The organism is Enterobacter sp. SST3 (assembly GCF_000286655.1).
Classification (GTDB): domain Bacteria; phylum Pseudomonadota; class Gammaproteobacteria; order Enterobacterales; family Enterobacteriaceae; genus Enterobacter; species Enterobacter roggenkampii.
The window spans coordinates 36393-58119 of sequence record NZ_ALNS01000009.1 but is presented as its reverse complement, the minus strand read 5'-3'; the positions used below and the strand labels follow the sequence as shown (position 1 = coordinate 58119).

General features: G+C 55.6%; 14 protein-coding genes. 6 read left to right on the top strand and 8 right to left on the bottom strand.

Annotated elements, in window-relative coordinates; translation table 11 throughout:
- Positions 1-33: 33 nt before the first annotated feature.
- The 5 genes from B498_RS16515 to B498_RS16535 all read right to left on the bottom strand — a co-directional run bounded on the left by B498_RS16515 (position 34) and on the right by B498_RS16535 (position 5817).
- Complete coding sequence (locus B498_RS16515; RefSeq protein ID WP_008500247.1) at positions 34-1677, bottom strand: multidrug ABC transporter permease/ATP-binding protein; 1644 nt, start codon at positions 1675-1677, stop codon at positions 34-36.
- 69 nt (positions 1678-1746) lie between these two features.
- Positions 1747-2403, bottom strand: a complete 657-nt coding sequence (gene alkB, locus B498_RS16520) for a DNA oxidative demethylase AlkB (protein ID WP_008500246.1) — start codon at positions 2401-2403, stop codon at positions 1747-1749.
- Positions 2403-3461 (bottom strand): bifunctional DNA-binding transcriptional regulator/O6-methylguanine-DNA methyltransferase Ada, encoded by a 1059-nt coding sequence (gene ada, locus B498_RS16525; protein WP_008500244.1) that lies wholly within the window; start codon positions 3459-3461, stop codon positions 2403-2405. The genes alkB and ada overlap by 1 nt, the downstream gene beginning before the upstream one ends.
- A gap of 72 nt (positions 3462-3533) precedes the next feature.
- Positions 3534-4589 carry an FAD:protein FMN transferase ApbE gene (gene apbE / locus B498_RS16530; protein ID WP_008500243.1) on the bottom strand — a complete coding sequence of 352 codons (1056 nt, stop codon included), beginning with the start codon at positions 4587-4589 and terminating at the stop codon, positions 3534-3536.
- Positions 4590-4704: 115 nt separating this feature from the next.
- Positions 4705-5817 (bottom strand): porin OmpC, encoded by a 1113-nt coding sequence (locus B498_RS16535; RefSeq protein WP_008500242.1) that lies wholly within the window; start codon positions 5815-5817, stop codon positions 4705-4707.
- 743 nt (positions 5818-6560) lie between these two features.
- On the opposite strand from B498_RS16535, the gene rcsD reads away from it, so the two are divergent.
- The gene (gene rcsD / locus B498_RS16540; protein ID WP_008500241.1) at positions 6561-9233 is read left to right on the top strand and encodes a phosphotransferase RcsD; all 2673 of its coding nucleotides are present in this window, start codon (positions 6561-6563) and stop codon (positions 9231-9233) included.
- Positions 9234-9249: 16 nt separating this feature from the next.
- Positions 9250-9900, top strand: coding sequence for a response regulator transcription factor RcsB (gene rcsB / locus B498_RS16545; RefSeq protein WP_003859405.1), 651 nt, complete (start codon positions 9250-9252; stop codon positions 9898-9900).
- A gap of 111 nt (positions 9901-10011) precedes the next feature.
- Here the strand turns inward: rcsB and rcsC are convergent, their stop codons facing one another.
- Both rcsC and gyrA read right to left on the bottom strand, forming a co-directional pair.
- Positions 10012-12858, bottom strand: coding sequence for a two-component system sensor histidine kinase RcsC (gene rcsC / locus B498_RS16550; protein ID WP_008500240.1), 2847 nt, complete (start codon positions 12856-12858; stop codon positions 10012-10014).
- Positions 12859-12993: 135 nt separating this feature from the next.
- On the bottom strand, positions 12994-15630 hold the full coding sequence (gene gyrA, locus B498_RS16555; protein ID WP_008500239.1) for a DNA topoisomerase (ATP-hydrolyzing) subunit A: 2637 nt from the start codon (positions 15628-15630) through the stop codon (positions 12994-12996).
- A 146-nt stretch (positions 15631-15776) separates the two neighbouring features.
- Between gyrA and ubiG the strand changes: the two genes are divergently transcribed.
- The 4 genes from ubiG to yfaE all read left to right on the top strand — a co-directional run bounded on the left by ubiG (position 15777) and on the right by yfaE (position 20578).
- Positions 15777-16505, top strand: a complete 729-nt coding sequence (gene ubiG / locus B498_RS16560) for a bifunctional 2-polyprenyl-6-hydroxyphenol methylase/3-demethylubiquinol 3-O-methyltransferase UbiG (RefSeq protein WP_008500238.1) — start codon at positions 15777-15779, stop codon at positions 16503-16505.
- 348 nt (positions 16506-16853) lie between these two features.
- Positions 16854-19139 (top strand): class 1a ribonucleoside-diphosphate reductase subunit alpha, encoded by a 2286-nt coding sequence (gene nrdA / locus B498_RS16565; protein WP_008500237.1) that lies wholly within the window; start codon positions 16854-16856, stop codon positions 19137-19139.
- Between the two features lie 54 nt (positions 19140-19193).
- Positions 19194-20324: a class Ia ribonucleoside-diphosphate reductase subunit beta gene (gene nrdB, locus B498_RS16570; protein WP_008500235.1), complete on the top strand. Its 1131-nt coding sequence runs from the start codon at positions 19194-19196 to the stop codon at positions 20322-20324.
- A complete protein-coding gene (gene yfaE / locus B498_RS16575; RefSeq protein ID WP_008500234.1) occupies positions 20324-20578 on the top strand; it encodes a class I ribonucleotide reductase maintenance protein YfaE in 255 nt (84 codons plus the stop codon). The genes nrdB and yfaE overlap by 1 nt, the downstream gene beginning before the upstream one ends.
- 89 nt (positions 20579-20667) lie before the next feature.
- Here yfaE and glpQ read toward each other — a convergent pair whose 3' ends face one another.
- Entirely contained in the window at positions 20668-21723 is a 1056-nt protein-coding gene (glpQ, locus tag B498_RS16580; RefSeq protein ID WP_008500233.1) for a glycerophosphodiester phosphodiesterase, read from the bottom strand.
- Positions 21724-21727 lie beyond the last annotated feature (4 nt).

Genomic DNA, 21727 nt, shown 5'->3' with positions numbered 1-21727 from the left:
GGTAAGGCGAAGCCGCCACCCGGCACACGGGCATCAGGCCGTTCGCGCCACCGCGTCACGCGAGGCCGCATCGCGCGCTTCACCGGTCAGCTCGCTCAGCCTGCCGTCGCGCATCTCCAGCAAGCGGTCAGCGTGAATAAAGTAATGATCGTCGTGGCTGATGGCGAAAATGGTTTTGCCCATCTCCTGCATCAGCGGCAGCAGCACCTGATAAAACTCGCGGCGGAAGTGCGGGTCCTGATCCGCCGCCCACTCGTCGAGCAGAATGATGTCACGCTCTTCCGCCAGCGCCAGCAGCAGCGCCACGCGTTTTTTCTGCCCTTTGGAGAGTTTGAGGTTAAGGATCTTGCCGTCCTGAAGTTCCAGCTTGTGCGACATCTGCAGGTGCGCCAGCCATTTTTCCACCAGCGCAGGATTGGCCTGCTGCCCTTCCGGCCCCAGCAGCCGATCAAACAGCCAGACGTCGGTGAACACCGCCGAGAAAAGCTTGCGGTAGTCCTCGGGCTTCTCCGCGCTCAGCGCTCTGCCATCCAGTAAAATCTCGCCCGACTGCGGCTGATAAAGGCCAGTGAGCAGCATCGCCAGCGTCGATTTACCGCTGCCGTTGCCGCCAATCAGGAACAGCAGCTCGCCGCGGCGGATCGTCAGATTGAGCGGCCCCACGGAGAAGGCGCTGTCCTGATAATGGAACGTGACGTTACGCAGCTCGAGCGTCTGCCAGTTCGGGAAGGCCTGCGGGCGCGGGAATTCGGGCTTAAACGGCGCGAGATCGAATTTTTTGAGTTTATTAAAGGCCACCTGCGCACTCAGCAAGGTGGGCAATGCGCCCACCGCCGAGAGCAGCGGCGTGCGCAAAAACAGCAGCGTCAGTGAGTAGGTTGCCGCGACGTTGGTATCCGCCCAGCCCAGGCTGTTCGCCATCCAGAACACCAGGCCAATGGCACCCAGCATCATAATGTTTGACCAGTTCACCGCGCTCAGGTGGAAGGTATCGGCGCGAATGATATGGTGCCGGTATTCGCGCGCGTCCGGAATATAGAGATGGTTAAAGATATACTCGGCGCGCTCGCGGTTCAGGGTGAGTTCTTTGCGCCCTTCCAGCACCGTCTGGTAATCGTTATAGAGCTTATCTTCGGTTTCGCGCAGGACCGCCATGTGTTTATAGACGCGGGACACCAGCACAAAACCGCCCCAGATGGTGATGGCAATCCACAGCGCAGTCACCGCCAGCATTTTGCTGGAGAGCCAGGCGAGATAGGCCGCCGAGCCGAAGGTCAGAATGATCCCCTGCACCAGCTCCGGCAGACGAACGAACGCGATAGTAATGGCGCGAACGTCGCTGGTCAGCCCCGCCAGCAGGGAGGCGCTGCCGAGCTGCTCGACGCGCTCGACCTGAGTGTCCAGGATGCGCTTGATAAACTCGCTGCGCAAACGGAAAACGAAATGGTGGCCGAGCGCAGTCAGTGCCAGCTGGGAGCCGAGCGTAACCGCCATCAATAGCAGCAGCAGGCCAAGAAACTCCGGCAATACGGAGAGCGAGGTGTCGACCATCTCAATCAACCGCACGTTAATAAACGCGATCAGGCCAATACCCAGCGCGGCGCTGGCCAGGCTTAACGCCATGACGGCGACGAAGGGCCAGCGGTACTGACGCCAGACAAGGAGAAGTAGTTGCATGCAGGCAATCCGGACAATAAAAATCAGCGAGCAGTGTAAACTGCCCTGCGCGGACATCAAGAATAATTCTTATTTTAGTTTACGCATCCCCGCCTGACGGAAGGTCAGATTAAAGCGGTACTCGCCCGTGAGGGGGTGAACGCCGGGTTTCAGCGGCTGAATGCCGTGATAGTAAAGCCGCGATTCCCTGCCCCACACCACCACATCGCCATGTTCCAGCATGATGCGTTTGAGCGGATCGTTGCGGCGTAATCCCCCAAACTGAAAGACGGCGGGCAGGCCTAACGATACCGAAACGATAGGCGCGCGCAGATCGGGCTCATCCTTGTCCTGATGCAGCGAGAGCTTCGCCCCGACGGCGTAGCGGTTGATCAGACAGGCGTCAGGACGGAAGTCAGGATAATCCGCCGCCACGGCAGCCTCGTGACAAAGTGCCTGGAAAACCGCAGGCATGGGAGGCCACGGCCGACCTGTCGTGAGATCGTTCGGAGCATACACATACCCACGTTCGTTTGTCGCCCAGCCCAGTTCGCCGCAGTTGGTCATGGCCACCGACATGGTGTAGCCGCCCGGCGTCACCATATGGCGAAACGGTGAAGCCGCTGTGACCTCTTCAATACCGGCAAGCAACGCCTCCGCACGGGAGAGAGCAAAGCGGCGCAGGATAACCGCCCCCGGCGCAAGCGGCTCCTGCCAGGGTTCAGCATCCGCAAAAAGATCGAGCATTATCCCTCCCGGCGTTTCGCCTCACGTTTTAGTAATAGCGCTTTTCGCGCCGCCCCCCAGCGATAGCCCGACAGCGCGCCGTCGTTGCGAACCACGCGATGACAGGGGATCACAATCGCCAGCGTGTTGGCCGCACAGGCTCCGGCGACGGCGCGTACCGCACTGGGCTGACCAATCGCCTGCGCCACCTGCTGGTAACTTGCCGTTTCACCGCAGGGAATTGCGCGAAGGGCCTGCCAGACGCGCTGCTGGAACGCGGTACCGCGAATATCCAGCGGCAGCGCAAGCGGTACGTCGCGGTTATCAATACTGGCAATGACCTGGTGGATCCGCTGTACGAAGGCGTCGTCCCGCGGCGCGTGCGTTGCTTTTGGAAATTGCGTTGCAAGCTCTGCGGTTAATTCAGCATCGGTGTCACCCAGCAGAATCGCGCAGATCCCCCGCTCGCTTTCGGCGACCAGACAGCGTCCTAACGAACAGTCATCGATAGCATACCGTACGGCCACCTCTCCTTTACGGTACTGCTTCGCCGTCATGCCCAACGCATCGTTGGCTTTACGATAATAGCTGCTGCTGTCGGGAAATCCCGCTGCCAGCACGGCATCGGTAATTTTGTCTCCCTGCGCAAGCGCGGTGCGCAGACGCTGACCCCGCGCCGCCTGCTGCCAGGCTTTTGGCGTCATGCCGGTCACGGATTTAAACAGGCGGTGGAAATGGAAAGGACTCATGGCAACCTGCTCCGCCAACCTCTCCAGAGTTAGCGCAGGATCCTGCTCCAGAAGCCGACAGGCGTGTTCCACTTTTGCCAGCTTTTGCGCCTGCGGATCGCGCTTGTCCGGCATGCAGCGCTTGCATGGACGAAAGCCCGCCTGAGCGGCGTGCCGGGCATCGGGATAAAAGCGGACATTTTTACGCAGCGCGTGGCGGGCGCGGCATGACGGACGGCAGAAAATACCGGTCGTCTGCACGGCGAAGACAAACTGATCGTCAGCGAGCGGATCGCGGGCCAGCACGGCCTGCCAGCGATCCTCGTCGGTAGTGAAGGTTGGGTTTTTCATGATCGGCTCCTCGTATAAGCATACATAGAGCGTGCCTGAGCGCCACCGATAAAAAACCCGCAACCTTGCTTTTTAATTTTTGTCGCTGACCAGGAAACTGTTGAACTGCGGCGAGCTCCAGGTTTTAAACCCGTCGCCCTCTTTGGTGATCATATAAACCGCCAGCCCTTCCTGACGGACCACCTCTTTGGCTTTTTCCGGGCCAAGAACCATTAATCCGGTATCCCAGGCATCCGCTTCGAGCGCGGTGGGGGCAATGACCGTCACCGAGACCAGGTTATGCGTGATGGGGCGACCGGTCTGCGGATCAATCACGTGCGAAATACGCTTCCCGTCAAGCTCGTAATAGTTGCGATAGCTTCCGGAAGTGCTGATGCCATGTCCGTTGATATCCACTATCGCCTGCACGGCATTTTGCCGATCCGTCGGTTTTTGAATCGCCACGCGCCACGGTTTATCGCTGGCGTTCATGCCCCGACTGACCAACGCGCCGCCCACGGAGACCAGATAACGGGAAATCCCCTCCTGCGCCATCAGTGCAGCAAGATGATCCGCCGCATAGCCTTCCCCGACCGTCGACAGATCGACAAACAGATCGGGAATATCTTTCTGCAGGTACTGCTGCCCGTACTGGTTGATGACGGTCAGATGCTGTAGCCCGGTCCGGGCGCGGGCGTCATCAATGGCCGCCTGTTCGGGCGTCTTCACCGGCTGTTTATTCGGGCCAAATCCCCAGAGGTTCACCAGAGGGCCGACGGTGACATCCATCGCACCGTTGGTTTTATAACCTACGCGCATTGCCTCGGTCACGATATCGGCCATCGCCTCGCTCACCGGCCACAGAGAGGTGCTGGTTGAGAGGTTAAAGCGCATCAGCGCCGAGTCATTTTTATAGGTCGACAGCAGCTGATCGTCGGCGTCCAGCTGTGCCTGGATTTTGCCGCGAAGCTCATCCGTGCGCGTTTTATCGAGGTTCATCACGCTGACGCGCCAGAAGGTGCCCATCGTTTTGCCTTCGAGCACCGTCGCGGCAGGTGCGTCGGTTTTCGCCACGGGCGCGGGATCGTTACACGCGGTCAGGAAAAAAAGCATAGCCAGAAAGCTGGCGCGTAAAAAAGTCATGTCCATTCATTATTATCCTCATGCCAGGGCGGCAAGAGTACACCAAAACGGGTGAGTTGTGAGAATCAGAAAGGCACAAAAAAAGGGGCCATCAGGCCCCTTACGTCACACGATGGCGCGATTAGAACTGGTAAACCAGACCCAGCGCGACGATATCGTCAGTACCGATACCCGCCTGACGGGTGAATTCATTTTCATCAACCAGGTTGATTTTGTAATCCACGTAGGTGGACATGTTTTTGTTGAAGTAGTAAGTCGCACCCACATCAACATATTTCAGCAGATCCTGATCGCCGAAGTTTTCGATGTCTTTGCCTTTAGACTGCAGGTAAGCCACGGATGGACGCAGGCCGAAGTCGAACTGGTACTGAGCAACCACTTCGAAGTTCTGCGCTTTGTTAGCAAAGCCGTAAGCGGTAGTTGGGTTGCTGCCGTTAGAGGTACCAAAACGGGTTGCGTTGTAGGTCTGAGAGTACTGTGCTGCCAGATAGATGTTGTTGGCATCGTACTTCAGGCCACCAGAATAGACTTCTGCGTGATCCCCTTTACCGTATACGCCCAGTGCGTTCTGATCGGCGGTACGTTTGGAGGAGGACATCGCACCACCCACGCTGAAACCTTCGCCCAGGTTATAGGTCACGGATGCACCGTAGCCATCGCCGTTCTGGTTCAGCAGGCTGCGACCGTCGGTGTTTTCACCGCTTACGCTGCCGTTTTTGCCCTGATACTGCAGAGCAAAGTTCAGGCCATCAACCAGACCAAAGAAGTCCTGGTTACGGTAGGTTGCCACGCCGTTAGCACGAGACTGGAGGAAGTTGTCGGCACCATAGGTGTCTCCACCGAATTCAGGCAGAACGTCGGTCCAGGAGGTCACGTCGTAAATCACGCCGTAGTTACGACCGTAATCGAATGAACCTGCTTCCGCGAACTTCAGACCTGCAAAGGCCACACGAGTCCAGGACTGGTTGTCGCCTTCGTCTTTGTTACCCTGAATCTGGTATTCCCACTGGCCATAACCGGTCAGCTGATCGTTAACCTGAGTTTCACCTTTGAAGCCAAGACGCATGTAGGTCTTGTCGCCGTCGTTACCCTTGTCGTCAGAGAAATAATGCAGACCATCGACTTTGCCGTACAGATCTAATTTGTTGCCATCTTTGTTATAAATTTCGGCCGCATTTGCTGCGCCTGCCACCAGGAGTGCTGGTACCAGGAGGGACAGTACTTTAACTTTCATTTTATTAACCCTCTGTTATATGCCTTATAATTGCCACTGCTTACTGGTTAACCCTCATTAACCAGTCGGCAATTTCATTCTCCGCAAAATTACAGAATAATCCAATGCGAATATGATACGAAAACTTTGAAGATGTTTCATTTGTCCATCAAGATGTTTCAAAATGTAAATATCAAGGAACTTTTACAAAGCACAAATAGCTTATAAATTTAGCACTTATAATAAAAAGAAAAATCATACATATAGTAATCAATAACTTATAATAAAAATCGTTACAGCACTGAATGACAAAACAAGATCGCGGCTAATCTCTAAAATATCTCTCGCTATCATCATTAACTTTATTTATTACCGTCATTCAGTTTTGAATGTCTGTTTATCCCTAATTGAGCCGGATGCTTCGCATTCGGTTTTTTTTTACCTTTCTTTACGCAACGCCTCATTTTTTGTGCTACCGCACCGAAATTGTAACGACTATTAACTAAATTCTCCCCAGCGATCGTTCGCTAACACACAATTGATGTAAAACTTAATTTCTTGTTAATTCGTGCTATTTGCTGGCCAGCCGCACTTTTTATTTGTACGCGCAGGACGAGTTTGTACATGTTTACCGCGCCACCCGCCGCCGGTATTGTCCGTTGAAAAAGTCGCCTGTTCCCGGACGGTGGCGCTGGAAATTCAGTTATTACCCTTTATACTGCCCTATCGCCACAGAGCATGACCATGACGGGTTAAAGATATCAATGAGTCAGACTGAAACCACCGCCCCGAGCAAATTCTCCCTCCTCCCCGGGAGCATCACCCGTTTCTTTCTTCTTTTGATCGTTGTGCTGTTAGTGACCATGGGGGTGATGGTACAAAGCGCGGTTAACGCCTGGCTGAAGGATAAGAGCTATCAGGTCGTCGATATCACCCACGCCGTGCATAAGCGCATCGATACCTGGCGCTACGCCACCTGGCAGATTTACGACAATATTGCGGCCGCCCCGGCCTCCTCATCCGGAGATGGACTTCAGGAGACGCGGCTTAAGCAGGATGTCTATTACCTCGAAAAACCGCAGCGTAAGACTGAGGCGCTTATTTTTGGTTCTCACGACAGCGCGACGCTTGAGATGACGCAGCGTATTTCGACCTATCTGGATACCCTCTGGGGGGCCGAAACGGTGCCGTGGTCGATGTACTATCTGAACGGTCAGGACAACAGCATGATCCTGATCTCAACGCTGCCGTTAAAAGATCTCTCTTCCGGGTTTAAAGAGACCACCGTGGGCAGCATCGTCGATTCCCGCCGGGCAGAGATGCTGCAGCAGGCGAACGCCCTTGATGAACGTGAAAGCTTCTCTTCCCTGCGCCGCCTGGCCTGGCAAAACGGTCATTATTTTACTCTGCGCACTACCTTCAACCAGCCAGGGCATCTGGCGACGGTGGTCGCCTTCGATTTACCCATTAATGATTTAATCCCGCCGGATATGCCGCTCGATAGCTTCCGTCTGGAGCCCGACAGCAGCACCCAGAACATGCGTGCGGCGTCTGACAAAGAGGCCGCAGAGAGCGTCTCGATCTCCTTTAACGGTTCAAAAATCGAAATTGCCTCATCCCTGAACTCGACCGGTATGCGTCTGGTGTGGCAAGTGCCGTTTGGCACGCTGCTGCTCGACACGCTGCAAAATATCCTGCTGCCTCTGCTGCTGAATATCGGTCTGCTGGCGCTGGCGCTGTTTGGCTACAGCACCTTCCGCTTCCAGCCGGGGCGTCAGAGCGACGCCTCTGCGGTCCCGGCAGGCACCAGCAATGAACTGCGCGTGTTACGTGCGCTAAATGAAGAGATTATTTCCGTGCTGCCGCTTGGGGTCTTAGTTCACGATCAGGAAGCGAATCGTACGGTAATGAGCAATAAAATTGCCGACCATCTGCTGCCGCATCTTAACCTGCAGAACATCACCACCATGGCGGATCAGCACCAGGGGGTGATCCAGGCCACCATCAACAATGAGCTGTACGAGATCCGTCAGTTCCGCAGCCAGGTCGCCTCCCGCACGCAAATTTTCATCATTCGCGATCAGGATCGCGAGGTGCTGGTGAATAAAAAGCTCAAGCAGGCGCAAAGACTGTATGAGAAAAACCAGCAGGGGCGCGCCGCATTTATGCAGAACATTGGCGATGCCTTCAAGCAGCCGTTAAAAACGCTGGCGACCCAGGCGGCGGCGTTAAATACGTCAGAAAGCCACCAGCTTGCCTGTCAGGCCGACTCGCTGGTCAGAATGGTTGACGAGATCCAGCTGGCGAACATGCTGGAGAATGATTTCTGGAAAGGAACACCAACCCTCTTCTCTATTCAGGACCTGATCGATGAAGTCGTTCCGGAAGTCCTGCCCGTGATTAAGCGTAAAGGGTTGCAGCTGCTGATCAATAACAATCTTCCGGCAAATGACGAGCGCCACGGCGATCGTGAAGCGCTGCGCCGCATACTGTTGATGATCATTCAGTACGCGGTGACGACCACGCAGATCGGCAAGATCACCCTCGAAGTCAGTACGGAGGAGTCGGCAGAAGACCGCCTGACGTTCCGCATCCTCGACACCGGGGAAGGCGTCACCACGAGTGAAATTGATAATCTCCACTTCCCGTTCCTGAACGACACGCAAAGCGATCGCTACGGCAAGGCCAATGCCCTCACCTTCTGGCTGTGCGATCAGCTGGCGCGTAAGCTCGGCGGCCATCTGAATATCAAAGCCCGTGAATCCCTCGGCACCCGCTATTCTCTGCACGTGAAAATGGCGGCCAATCCGCAGGAAGAAGATGAAGAACGTCTGCTGGATGATGTCGTGGTGATGGTCGATGTGACCTCGAACGAGATCCGCAATATTGTCGTTCGTCAGTTAGAAAACTGGGGGGCGGCCTGCATCACGCCGGATGAAAGACTTGCAAGTCAAGAATTTGATCTGTTTTTAACTGATAATCCGTCTAATCTTACTGCCTCCGGCTTGCTTTTAAGCGATGATGAGTCAGGCGTGCGGAAAATCGGCCCTGGCCAGCTGCGCGTCAACTTTAATATAAGCAATGCGATGCAGGAAGCTGTACTACAACTAATAGAAGAGCAGCTGGCGCAGGAAGAGATAGCGGAATCCCCGCTTGGCGGTAATGAAAATGCCGAGCTTCACGCCAGCGGATACTATTCACTCTTTGTTGATACAGTACCAGATGATGTTAAGCGGTTGTATACTGAGTCCGCTGCGAATGATTTTGCAGCGCTGGCACAGACAGCACACCGGCTTAAAGGGGTGTTTGCCATGCTTAATCTGGTTCCCGGCAAGCAGTTATGTGAAACGCTGGAACATCTAATTCGTGAGAAAGATGCCTCTGGCATTGAAAAATACATCAGCGACATTGACGCCTACGTCAAAAGCTTGCTGTAGCAAGGTAGCCTTATACATGAACAATATGAACGTAATTATTGCCGATGACCATCCGATTGTACTGTTCGGTATTCGCAAATCACTTGAACAGATCGAGTGGGTGAATGTAGTCGGTGAATTTGAAGACTCTACAGCACTGATCAATAACCTCCCAAAGCTTGATGCACACGTGCTCATTACCGATCTCTCCATGCCCGGAGACAAATACGGTGATGGGATCACGCTCATCAAATATATTAAACGTCACTTCCCGGATATCTCGATCATTGTTCTGACCATGAACAACAACCCGGCGATCCTGAGCGCGGTACTGGATCTGGATATCGAAGGGATTGTGCTGAAACAGGGCGCACCGACCGATCTGCCTAAAGCGCTTGCGGCGCTGCAGAAAGGCAAGAAGTTCACGCCTGAAAGCGTTTCTCGTCTGCTGGAAAAAATCAGCGCGGGTGGCTATGGTGACAAACGTCTGTCGCCGAAAGAGAGTGAAGTTCTGCGCCTGTTCGCAGAAGGTTTCCTGGTGACCGAGATTGCCAAGAAGCTGAACCGCAGTATTAAAACCATCAGCAGCCAGAAGAAATCAGCGATGATGAAACTGGGTGTGGACAATGATATTGCGCTGCTCAACTATCTCTCCTCCGTGACGCTGAGCGCAACGGATAAGGATTGATCTCCACTGTAAATGCCGGGTGGCGCTGGCGCTTACCCGGCCTACAAAACCCGCAGGCCCGCGCAAGCGCAGCGTCGCCGGGCAAATAAAAAAGGCCCTTCCGGGCCTTTTTTATATTCTCGTTTTTCTCACGCGCTCTGCGTAAATCGACAATGTCTGCTTCAGCACGTCCAGCGTCACCGGTTTCGACAGACAGCTGTCCATGCCTGACTCCAGACAGCGCTGCTTCTCTTCCGCCAGCGCGTTCGCCGTTACGCCCACCACCGGCAGCGTCAGGCCAAGCTGCCGGATGCGCTGCGTCAGACGGTAGCCGTCCATGTTAGGCATGTTGACGTCGCTCAGCACGATATCAATATGATTCTTACTCAGCACGTTCAGCGCATCCACGCCGTCATTGGCGGTTTTGCACTGGTAGCCCAGCGATCCAAGCTGGTCAGCCAGCAGGCGGCGGTTAATCGGATGGTCATCCACCACCAGAATCATCATATCGTCATTCACCGACGCCAGAGACTCCGGTGACGGCAATCCGCCCGCGCCGTCGCGCTCTTCCAGCTCCACTTTGTAGATGCGTGCCAGCAGGCTCAACAGCTCGTGCGGCGTCGCAACACTGTGTACCCATTCCCCAGGCGCGCGCTCGACGGGAATGCCGATGTGGCGACGGCAGAAGAGCACCGACCCTCTCCCCTGCCACGGCTGCTCCTGCATCTCGTCGGCGATCAGCACATCGTCAACGTCCGGTGTTTGACCTTCATAGCGGCACACCCTCACGCCGCAGTGGGTCAGCAGCGCCGTCAGATAGTCATTCAGCGAGGCGTTATGCACCGCCAGCCAGCAGCGCTTATCGCTCAGGCCATCTACCGTGGCTTTTGCCGGATATTGCGCCGAATAGAGCGGAATGCGGATGGTGAACTGGCTGCCCATGCCGGGCTCGGTATCTACGGAGATATCGCCGTCCATCATGCTGACGAGCTTCTCACAAATCGCCAGCCCCAGTCCGGTGCCCTGGAAGTTACGCTGCACGCCGGTACCGACCTGGAAGAACGGATCGAACAGGCGAACCACCTCCTTCGCCGGGATGCCAACCCCCGTGTCCCGCACGCGAATGCTCAGGTAATCCCCTGCCCGGCAGACGTGCAGCACAATACAGCCGGTATCGGTAAATTTGATGGCGTTGCTGAGCAGGTTAGAGATGACCTGCTGCAGGCGCATCGGATCGCCGTGCAGCGTCAGCGGCACGTCCGGTTCGATAAAGCAGTAGAGCCCCAGCTGTTTACGCACCACCAGCGGCAGATAGTTGGCGCTGATGTGGTTCATCACCTCGCGCGGTGAAAACTCGCGCGGCTCGATTTTCAGCTGCTCGGACTCAATTTTAGAGAAGTCGAGAATATCGCTGATGATTTTCAGCAGCAGGCTGGAGGAGTTATTCATCGCCGTCACCAGCCGGTCGACGCCTTTCGGCAGCTCTTTAGTCTGCAGCAGGTCGAGGTTACCGATGATCCCGTACAGCGGCGTACGCAGCTCGTGGCTGACGGTCGCAAGGAACATGGATTTTGACTGGCTGGCCTGCTCCGCCGCCTGCGCCATCTCCTGCAACGACTCTTCCATCTTCACGCGCGCGGAGACATCCACCAGCACGCAAATCGCCACGTTTTCATTGCGATAGCGGGAATGGACAAAGCTGATCTGCAGGTTGGTGTGCGTACTGGTGAGCACGTCAACGAAGTTAACCTGCTGACCGCAGATAATCTGCGTCAGCCTCTGCCGGTCTTCGTGCGTCAGCATGTTCAGGTAGTTATGCGCCAGTTCGTTACTCAGGATGTTGGTCCCGTCCTGGGTACGCAGGATACAGATCCCCACCGGCGCCGAGGCAACAATCTTGCGGTTAAACTGCTCGTGTTCCTCCAGGCGCTGGGCGTCGCTTTCGGCGGGAATAAAGATTTTTCGCTCATACATGCGCGCCAGCGTAAACAGCGCCCCCCCCGCCAGCAGGTTGAGCAGAATCGCATTCATGATAAGAATGCGTATCCGCTCAAGTACCATATCCACCGGCAGCGAATAGACGATACTCAGCGACGACGGCGGCAGGCTCTTCTTCAGCACCAGCTCGCGGAAGCCCGAGGTATAGCCAAACCACGACCGCTCCTGCATCCAGTGCGGTTCGACGTTCAGCCGGTTATCGGGCCCGGCAAGCGAGATCAGCTGATGGCCGTTTTCATCCAGAATGGTCACCCCCATGGGCAGGCTGCCAGGGGTGAAGAAGTTTTCCATGCGGATGGTCTGCTCAATCCCCATCAGCGCCTGCAGGCGATTACCGAGATAAACCGGCGTCAGGGCATAGAAATAGCCCACGCCGGGGCGCGGGCCCTGGCTCACCCAGAAGATGTTATTCCCGCGCTCGTCCTGTGGTGCATTGCGGTATTTCACAATACGTTCATGCAGGCTTTTCAGCGCATTGTCACGCTCAACGGGCACGTCGCGCAGGCCAAAGTCAGCCATGCAGAGATTTTCGCTGCCAATCAGGAAGACGCGGTTCAGGTCATAGGCGGCGGAGAAGTTGTCGCGCCAGTAGCGCATAAACCAGGCTAGCGATTCCAGCGACCCGCGCCAGGTATTGCTCATGGTGGAGCAATCGGAATCCGGGAACAGCGGCTGGAAGTCCGGAACTTCGGTTTTGTCGTTACGCCCGCGGAGCGCAAGAATACCGTTTTCCGCCGTCAGACGATTCTCGGCAATATACTTCAGCTCCTTCATGACGTCAGACGTTCGCTGAATGTAGCGCTGGGCCTGGTCGGAGCTTAAGTTAAACTCCTGGCGGATCTCCGCTTCTTTCTGATGCAGCGCATTAACGATGTAAAACACCGAGAACAAGGCCACCAGCAGCCAAAGCAGGAGCGCCAGCGCTCTAAACAGATAGCGAGAGACTTTCAGCGTAGTACGAAAGGAGACGAGGTATTTCAAGGGGGCGAGGCTCCGCCGTCGGGGTCAAAAGAATGTGGTTAAGGTAGCGGTAAACGCGCCAGGTCGCAACGTTGACTTATCTGCTTCTGCAAAAGAAAAGGGCCGGAATCCGGCCCTTTTTTACATCAGGAGACATTACTCGTCAGCGTCATCCGCTACGTCATCGTCGGTGTCGGCTTCTGGCGCGATGTCCTCATCGCCTTCCGCGACGCTACCGTCGATGGAGTCGAGCTCTTCGTCATCCACCGGCTCGGCAACGCGCTGCAGACCCACCACGTTTTCATCTTCCGCTGTACGGATGAGGATCACGCCCTGAGTGTTACGACCCACCACGCTGATCTCAGATACGCGGGTACGCACCAGCGTACCGGCATCGGTGATCATCATGATCTGGTCGGCATCGTCTACCTGCACCGCGCCGACAACGGAACCGTTGCGCTCGGTCACCTTGATGGAGATAACGCCCTGCGTGCCGCGAGACTTGGTTGGGTATTCCCCTTCCGCCGTACGTTTACCGTAACCATTCTGCGTGACGGTCAGGATAGCCCCTTCACCGCGCGGAATAATCAGAGAAACAACGCTGTCTTCGCCAGCCAGTTTGATACCACGAACGCCCGTCGCGGTACGGCCCATTGCACGGACGGCGTCTTCTTTGAAGCGCACCACTTTACCGGCCGCAGAGAAGAGCATGACTTCATCAGAGCCCGAGGTCAGATCCACGCCAATCAGCTCGTCGCCTTCGTTCAGGTTCACGGCGATAATACCGGCAGAACGCGGACGGCTGAATTCGGTCAGCGCGGTTTTCTTCACGGTACCGCTGGCGGTCGCCATAAAGACGTTCACGCCCTCTTCGTACTCGCGTACCGGCAGAATGGCGGTGATGCGTTCGTTCGCTTCCAGCGGCAGCAGGTTAACGATTGGACGACCACGCGCACCACGGCTTGCTTCCGGCAGCTGATAGACTTTCATCCAGTACAGACGACCGCGGCTGGAGAAGCAGAGGATCGTGTCATGGGTGTTCGCCACCAGCAGGCGGTCAATAAAGTCTTCTTCTTTAATACGTGCTGCAGATTTACCTTTACCGCCACGACGCTGTGCTTCGTAGTCCGTTAACGGCTGATACTTCACGTAGCCCTGGTGAGACAGGGTCACCACAACGTCTTCCTGGTTGATCAGGTCTTCGATATTGATGTCCGCGCTGTTGGCGGTGATTTCGGTGCGGCGCTCGTCGCCGAACTGATCGCGGACCAGCTCCAGCTCTTCGCGGATCACTTCCATCAGGCGCTCTGCGCTGCCCAGGATATGCAGCAGCTCAGCAATCTGTTCCAGCAACTCTTTGTATTCGTCGAGCAGTTTTTCATGCTCAAGGCCGGTCAGTTTCTGCAGACGCAGATCCAGAATCGCCTGGGCCTGCTGTTCAGTCAGGTAGTATTGACCGTCACGCACGCCGAACTCAGGTTCCAGCCATTCAGGACGCGCCGCGTCATCGCCCGCACGTTCCAGCATCGCGGCGACGTTGCCCAGATCCCACGGACGGGAAACCAGCGCGGTTTTCGCTTCCGCCGGGGTTGGCGCACGACGGATCAGCTCGATGATCGGGTCGATGTTGGCCAGCGCAACCGCCAGCGCTTCAAGGATGTGCGCACGGTCGCGCGCTTTGCGCAGTTCGAATATGGTACGACGGGTCACCACTTCACGGCGGTGACGGACGAACGCGCTCAGGATCTCTTTCAGGTTCATGATCTTCGGCTGACCATGGTGCAGCGCAACCATGTTGATACCGAAGGAGACCTGAAGCTGCGTCTGGGAGTACAGGTTATTCAGGACAACCTCACCCACCGCGTCGCGTTTGATCTCAATCACGATGCGCATGCCGTCTTTATCAGACTCGTCACGCAGCGCGCTGATGCCTTCAACGCGTTTTTCTTTTACCAGCTCGGCGATTTTTTCAATCAGACGCGCTTTGTTCACCTGATACGGGATCTCGTGAACAATAATGGTTTCACGGCCGGTTTTGGCGTCCGCTTCTACTTCAGCGCGGGCACGGATGTAAATCTTGCCACGGCCGGTACGGTACGCTTCTTCAATGCCGCGACGACCGTTGATGATCGCCGCTGTCGGGAAGTCCGGGCCCGGGATGTGTGCCATCAGCCCTTCAATGCTGATATCTTCATCGTCGATATAAGCCAGACAGCCGTTGATCACCTCGGTGATATTGTGCGGCGGAATGTTGGTTGCCATACCGACCGCGATACCGGACGAACCGTTCACTAACAGGTTCGGGATCTTGGTGGGCATCACATCTGGGATGCGCTCGGTGCCGTCGTAGTTATCGACGAAATCAACGGTCTCTTTTTCCAGGTCGGCCATCAGCTCATGAGCGATTTTCGACATACGGATTTCCGTATAACGCATCGCCGCAGCGGAGTCGCCGTCGACTGAACCAAAGTTACCCTGACCATCTACCAGCATGTAGCGCAAGGAGAATGGCTGCGCCATACGAACGATGGTGTCATAAACGGCGGTATCACCATGCGGGTGATATTTACCGATGACGTCACCGACGACGCGGGCAGATTTTTTATAGGCTTTATTCCAGTCATTGCCCAATACGTTCATGGCGTATAGTACGCGACGGTGTACCGGCTTAAGGCCATCGCGGACGTCCGGCAGCGCACGGCCAACAATGACCGACATCGCATAGTCCAGATAGGAGCTCTTCAGCTCTTCCTCGATGTTAACCGGTGTAATTTCTCTCGCAAGGTCGCTCATCTAACCGCTATCCCTCTACTGTATCCCGGATTCAAAGGTCGCAAATTATAACACAGCCGAGGTGATTGAGGTAAACCTATACGCTTTATTCACAGGGATTGCCTGATATACTCATTCGTCTTGCTAAATAAGGAGTAAAAGCGCCCATGAATACCGAAAAATCCCCGGTGGCTCACAACGTTGACCACGAAGAGATTGCCAAATTTGAAGCGGTGGCGTCCCGCTGGTGGGATCTCGAAGGCGAGTTCAAACCGCTGCACCGTATTAACCCGCTGCGTCTGGGCTATATCGCGGAGCGTTCCGGCGGTCTGTTCGGTAAAAAAGTGCTCGATGTCGGCTGCGGCGGCGGTATCCTGGCGGAAAGCATGGCGCGCGAAGGGGCGAACGTCACGGGCCTGGATATGGGCTTTGAACCGCTGCAGGTTGCTCGTCTTCATGCGCTGGAGTCTGGCATACAGGTGGACTACGTGCAGGAAACCGTGGAAGAACACGCGGCAAAACATGCCCATCAGTACGATGTGGTGACCTGCATGGAGATGCTGGAACACGTTCCCGATCCGCAGTCCGTGGTGCACGCCTGTGCAAAACTGGTGAAACCGGGTGGACAGGTCTTCTTCTCGACCATCAACCGCAACGGTAAAGCCTGGCTGATGGCCGTCGTTGGCGCGGAGTATGTGCTGCGCATGGTGCCGAAAGGCACGCATGACGTGAAGAAATTCATCAAGCCTGCGGAACTGTTAAGCTGGGTAGACCAAACGTGGCTCAAGGAGCAGCATATCACCGGCCTGCATTACAATCCGCTGACCAATAAATTCAAACTCGCACCGGGCGTTGATGTTAACTATATGTTGCATACAACCGCCAAAAACGACTAACGTCATTCGTTATTCTTATAAAGATTGCGCGACATCATGTTGCGCAATTCTGACCGCCCGTTGAAGAAATCAGCACTCGATCAAATTTTGAATTTTTTTTCTTAATTATTGACATGTCTTCCAGGCCTTACAGCACGAGGACTTAGCCTTTTTTACCCTTTCACAACCTCAATTTAACGTCAAAATCAACCCTTGTACTGAAAAGAATCCTTACTAGAATACTCACCATATAGCGTTTTTCTTATCGCAAACCCCCTATATGTAGTATTTATCCACAGAGTTAGTCACAAGACGGTTCTGTGGATAAGCGGGGGATATTTTTTTATTTCACGGACAGGTAAACCCCACATGAATCAGAGTCTGCTGGTGACAAAGCGCGACGGTACTACCGAGCGTATCAATCTGGACAAAATCCATCGAGTTCTCGACTGGGCAGCAGAAGGACTGAACAACGTATCTATCTCCCAGGTTGAACTGCGTTCACACATCCAGTTCTACGACGGCATCAAAACGTCTGATATCCACGAAACGATCATTAAAGCGGCGGCGGACCTCATCTCCCGCGAAGCACCGGATTATCAGTACCTCGCTGCACGTCTGGCGATTTTCCACCTGCGTAAAAAAGCCTACGGCCAGTTTGAGCCGCCGAAGCTTTACGATCACGTGGTGAAAATGGTTGAGCTGGGCAAATACGACACGCATCTGCTGGAAGACTATACGGAAGAAGAGTTCGAGCAGATGAACGGGTTTATCGATCACTGGCGCGACATGAACTTCTCCTACGCGGCGGTGAAGCAGCTCGAAGGCAAATACCTGGTTCAGAACCGTGTAACCGGTGAGATCTACGAAAGCGCCCAGTTCCTCTATATTCTGGTGGCCGCCTGCCTGTTCTCTAACTATCCGCGTGACACCCGTCTGGATTACGTGAAGCGTTTCTACGATGCGGTATCGACGTTCAAGATTTCACTGCCGACGCCAATCATGTCTGGCGTGCGCACCCCAACCCGTCAGTTCAGCTCCTGCGTACTGATCGAGTGTGGTGACAGCCTGGATTCCATCAACGCCACCTCCAGCGCCATCGTGAAATACGTTTCCCAGCGTGCCGGTATCGGCATCAACGCCGGTCGCATCCGTGCGCTGGGCAGCCCGATTCGCGGCGGTGAAGCATTCCACACCGGCTGTATCCCGTTCTATAAGCACTTCCAGACGGCGGTAAAATCCTGCTCTCAGGGCGGCGTGCGCGGCGGTGCTGCGACCCTGTTCTACCCTATGTGGCACCTGGAAGTGGAAAGCCTGCTGGTCCTGAAAAACAACCGTGGTGTTGAAGGCAACCGCGTGCGTCACATGGACTACGGCGTGCAGATCAACAAGCTGATGTACACCCGCCTGCTGAAGGGCGAAGAGATCACCCTGTTCAGCCCGTCCGACGTCCCGGGCCTGTATGACGCGTTCTTCGCCGATCAGGACGAATTCGAGCGTTTGTACACCAAATACGAAAAAGACGACAGCATCCGCAAGCAGCGCGTGAAGGCGGTGGACCTGTTCTCCCTGATGATGCAGGAACGTGCCTCTACCGGCCGTATCTACATCCAGAACGTTGACCACTGCAACACCCACAGCCCGTTTGATCCGGTGGTTGCACCAGTGCGCCAGTCTAACCTGTGCCTGGAGATCGCCCTGCCGACCAAACCGCTGGAAGACGTGAACGACGAAAACGGTGAAATTGCGCTGTGTACGCTGTCCGCGTTCAATCTGGGCGCAATCAAGAGCCTGGACGAGCTGGAAGAGCTGGCCGTGCTGGCGGTTCGTGCGCTCGACGCCCTGCTGGACTACCAGGATTACCCAATCCCGGCCGCGAAACGCGGTGCGATGGGGCGTCGTACCCTGGGTATCGGCGTGATCAACTTCGCCTACTGGCTGGCGAAAAACGGCAAGCGTTACTCCGACGGCAGCGCCAACAACCTGACGCACCAGACGTTCGAAGCGATTCAGTACTACCTGATGAAAGCGTCCAACGAGCTGGCGAAAGAGCAAGGCGCGTGCCCGTGGTTCAACGAAACCACCTACGCGAAAGGCATTCTGCCAATCGACACTTACAAGAAAGACCTGGATGCGATCGTCAGCGAGCCGCTGCACCTCGACTGGGAAGGCCTGCGCGAGTCCATCAAGACTCACGGCCTGCGTAACTCCACGCTCTCTGCCCTGATGCCGTCCGAGACCTCTTCGCAGATCTCTAACGCCACCAACGGTATTGAGCCGCCGCGCGGCCACGTCAGCATCAAAGCCTCGAAAGACGGCGTGCTGCGTCAGGTGGTACCGGATTACGAGACGCTGGGTGACAACTACGAGCTGCTGTGGGAAATGCCAAACAACGACGGCTACCTGCAGCTGGTGGGTATCATGCAGAAGTTTATCGACCAGTCGATCTCTGCCAATACCAACTATGACCCGACGCGCTTCCCGTCCGGCAAGGTGCCGATGCAGCAATTGCTGAAAGACCTGCTCACCGCCTACAAGTTTGGCGTGAAAACGCTGTACTATCACAACACCCGTGACGGTGCGGAAGACGCGCAGGATGACCTGGTTCCGTCAATTCAGGACGATGGCTGCGAAAGCGGCGCATGTAAGATCTAATGTAAATGCCGGGTGGCGCTACGCTTACCCGGCCTACGTTTTTAGGACACACTCATGGCATATACCACCTTTTCACAGACGAAAAACGACCAGCTCAAAGAGCCGATGTTCTTCGGCCAGCCGGTCAACGTGGCACGCTACGATCAGCAAAAATATGACATCTTCGAAAAGCTGATTGAAAAGCAACTCTCCTTCTTCTGGCGCCCGGAAGAAGTGGACGTTTCCCGCGACCGTATTGACTACCAGTCTCTGCCGGATCACGAAAAACATATCTTCATCAGCAACCTGAAGTACCAGACGCTGCTGGACTCCATTCAGGGCCGTAGCCCAAACGTGGCGCTGCTGCCGCTGATCTCGATTCCTGAGCTGGAAACCTGGGTGGAAACCTGGGCGTTCTCCGAGACGATCCACTCCCGCTCTTACACCCACATCATCCGCAACATCGTGAACGATCCGGCGGTGGTGTTTGACGATATCGTCACCAACGAGCAGATCCAGAAGCGCGCGGAAGGCATTGCCCATTACTACGACGAGCTGATCGAGATGACCAGCTACTGGCACCTGCTGGGCGAAGGCACTCACCATGTGAACGGTAAAACCATCACCGTGAACCTGCGCGCGCTGAAAAAACAGCTGTACCTGTGCCTGATGAGCGTTAACGCGCTGGAAGCGATCCGCTTCTACGTCAGCTTCGCCTGCTCCTTCGCCTTTGCCGAGCGCAAGCTGATGGAAGGCAACGCCAAAATCATCCGTCTTATTGCCCGCGATGAAGCCCTGCACCTCACCGGTACCCAGCACATGCTGAACCTGCTGCGCAGCGGCACGGACGATCCGGAAATGGCGGAAATCGCCGAAGAGTGCAAGCAGGAGTGCTACGACCTGTTCGTGCTGGCGGCTCAGCAAGAGAAAGAGTGGGCAGACTACCTGTTCCGCGACGGCTCCATGATTGGCCTGAACAAAGACATCCTGTGCCAGTACGTTGAGTACATCACCAACATCCGCATGCAGGCGGTCGGTCTCGACCTGCCGTTCCAGACGCGCTCTAACCCGATCCCGTGGATCAACACCTGGCTGGTGTCCGATAACGTGCAGGTTGCGCCGCAGGAAGTGGAAGTAAGTTCTTATCTGGTCGGTCAGATTGATTCTGAAGTCAACACCGACGACCTGAGCGACTTCCAGCTCTGATGTCACGCGTCACGTTAAGTCTTTCCGGCACTGAGGTTCTGTGTCGGGAAGAGCACCCTTCTCTGCTGGTAGCGCTTGAGGCGCATCAGGTCGAAGTAGAGTACCAGTGTCGTTCCGGCTACTGCGGCTCTTGCCGCTGTCGTCTGGTCGCCGGCCAGGTGGACTGGCTGACCGAACCGCTGGCCTTTATCAACGAAGGGGAAATTTTGCCCTGCTGCTGCCGGGCAAAAGGCGATATCGAAATCGAGATGTGATGGTGTCGGGTGGCGCTTCGCTTACCCGACCTACAAAACCGCAGTTCGTAGGCCGGGTAAGGTATAGCCGCCACCCGGCAATTTCAGCGTTAATCCTTCAGGAAGCTCACCGCTTTATCCGGGAAATCCGTAAACAGTCCGTCCACGCCCGCCTGGTTATATAACACCTCATAAAGCTGATTCACATCCGTGGCATACGGCGGCAGCTGGTCTGCACGCACGGTGTACGGATGCACCTGCATCTTGCTGGCATGCGCCTCTTTCACCATCGCCGTCAGCTTCACGTGTCCCGGCGTTGAGCCTTCCGCCACCAGCATGTGGTAATCCGGCCCGATGCCGTCGGCGTACTGCGCAATCTGCTTCATCGCACCCGGCTTAAACATCCAGTCGTAGCTGTAGTTCACCCACTTGCCGTCCGGCTGCTTCTCCTGGGTTTCATTCCAGTCGGTATAGGCAATCAGCTGCACCAGATTGAGATCCATCCCCATCTTCGGCTCCAGCTCGGTTTTGATGCGCTTCAGCTCGGCGGCGTCAAAACACTGCAGGTAGACTTTGTCCTGCTTGCTGGTGTAGCCGTACTGTTTGAGCACCTCCAGCGTCTTCGCGGCAATGTCTTTCCCTTCCTGATGGTGGAACCATGGGGCTTTGATTTCCGGGTAGATGCCGATGTTTTTACCGGTGGAGTGGTTCAGTCCCTGAACAAACTCAATCTCTTCCTGGAAGGTATGGATCCGGAAGTCAGATTTGCCCATCGGGAAACGTCCCGGATAGACCTGCACCTTCTTGCCGTTTTCAATCTCGAAGCCTTCGGTGAACTTCAGGGAGCGGATCTCCGCCAGCGTGAAGTCAATGGCGTAGAAGCGGCCATCTTTGCGGGCGCGATCCGGGAAACGCTCTGCCACGTCCGTCACGCGGTCAAGATAATGGTCGTGCAGGACGACCAGCTGGTCGTCCTTCGTCATCACCAGATCCTGCTCCAGGTAATCCGCCCCCTGCGCATAGGCCATCGCTTTTGCCGGCAGCGTATGCTCTGGCAGATAGCCGCTCGCACCGCGGTGGGCAATAACGATTTTATCCGCCGCCAGCGCGGAGCCTGTCATCAGGCCCGCCAGCAGCAGGCCGGTTGCTAACTGAGTTAATTTCATCGCA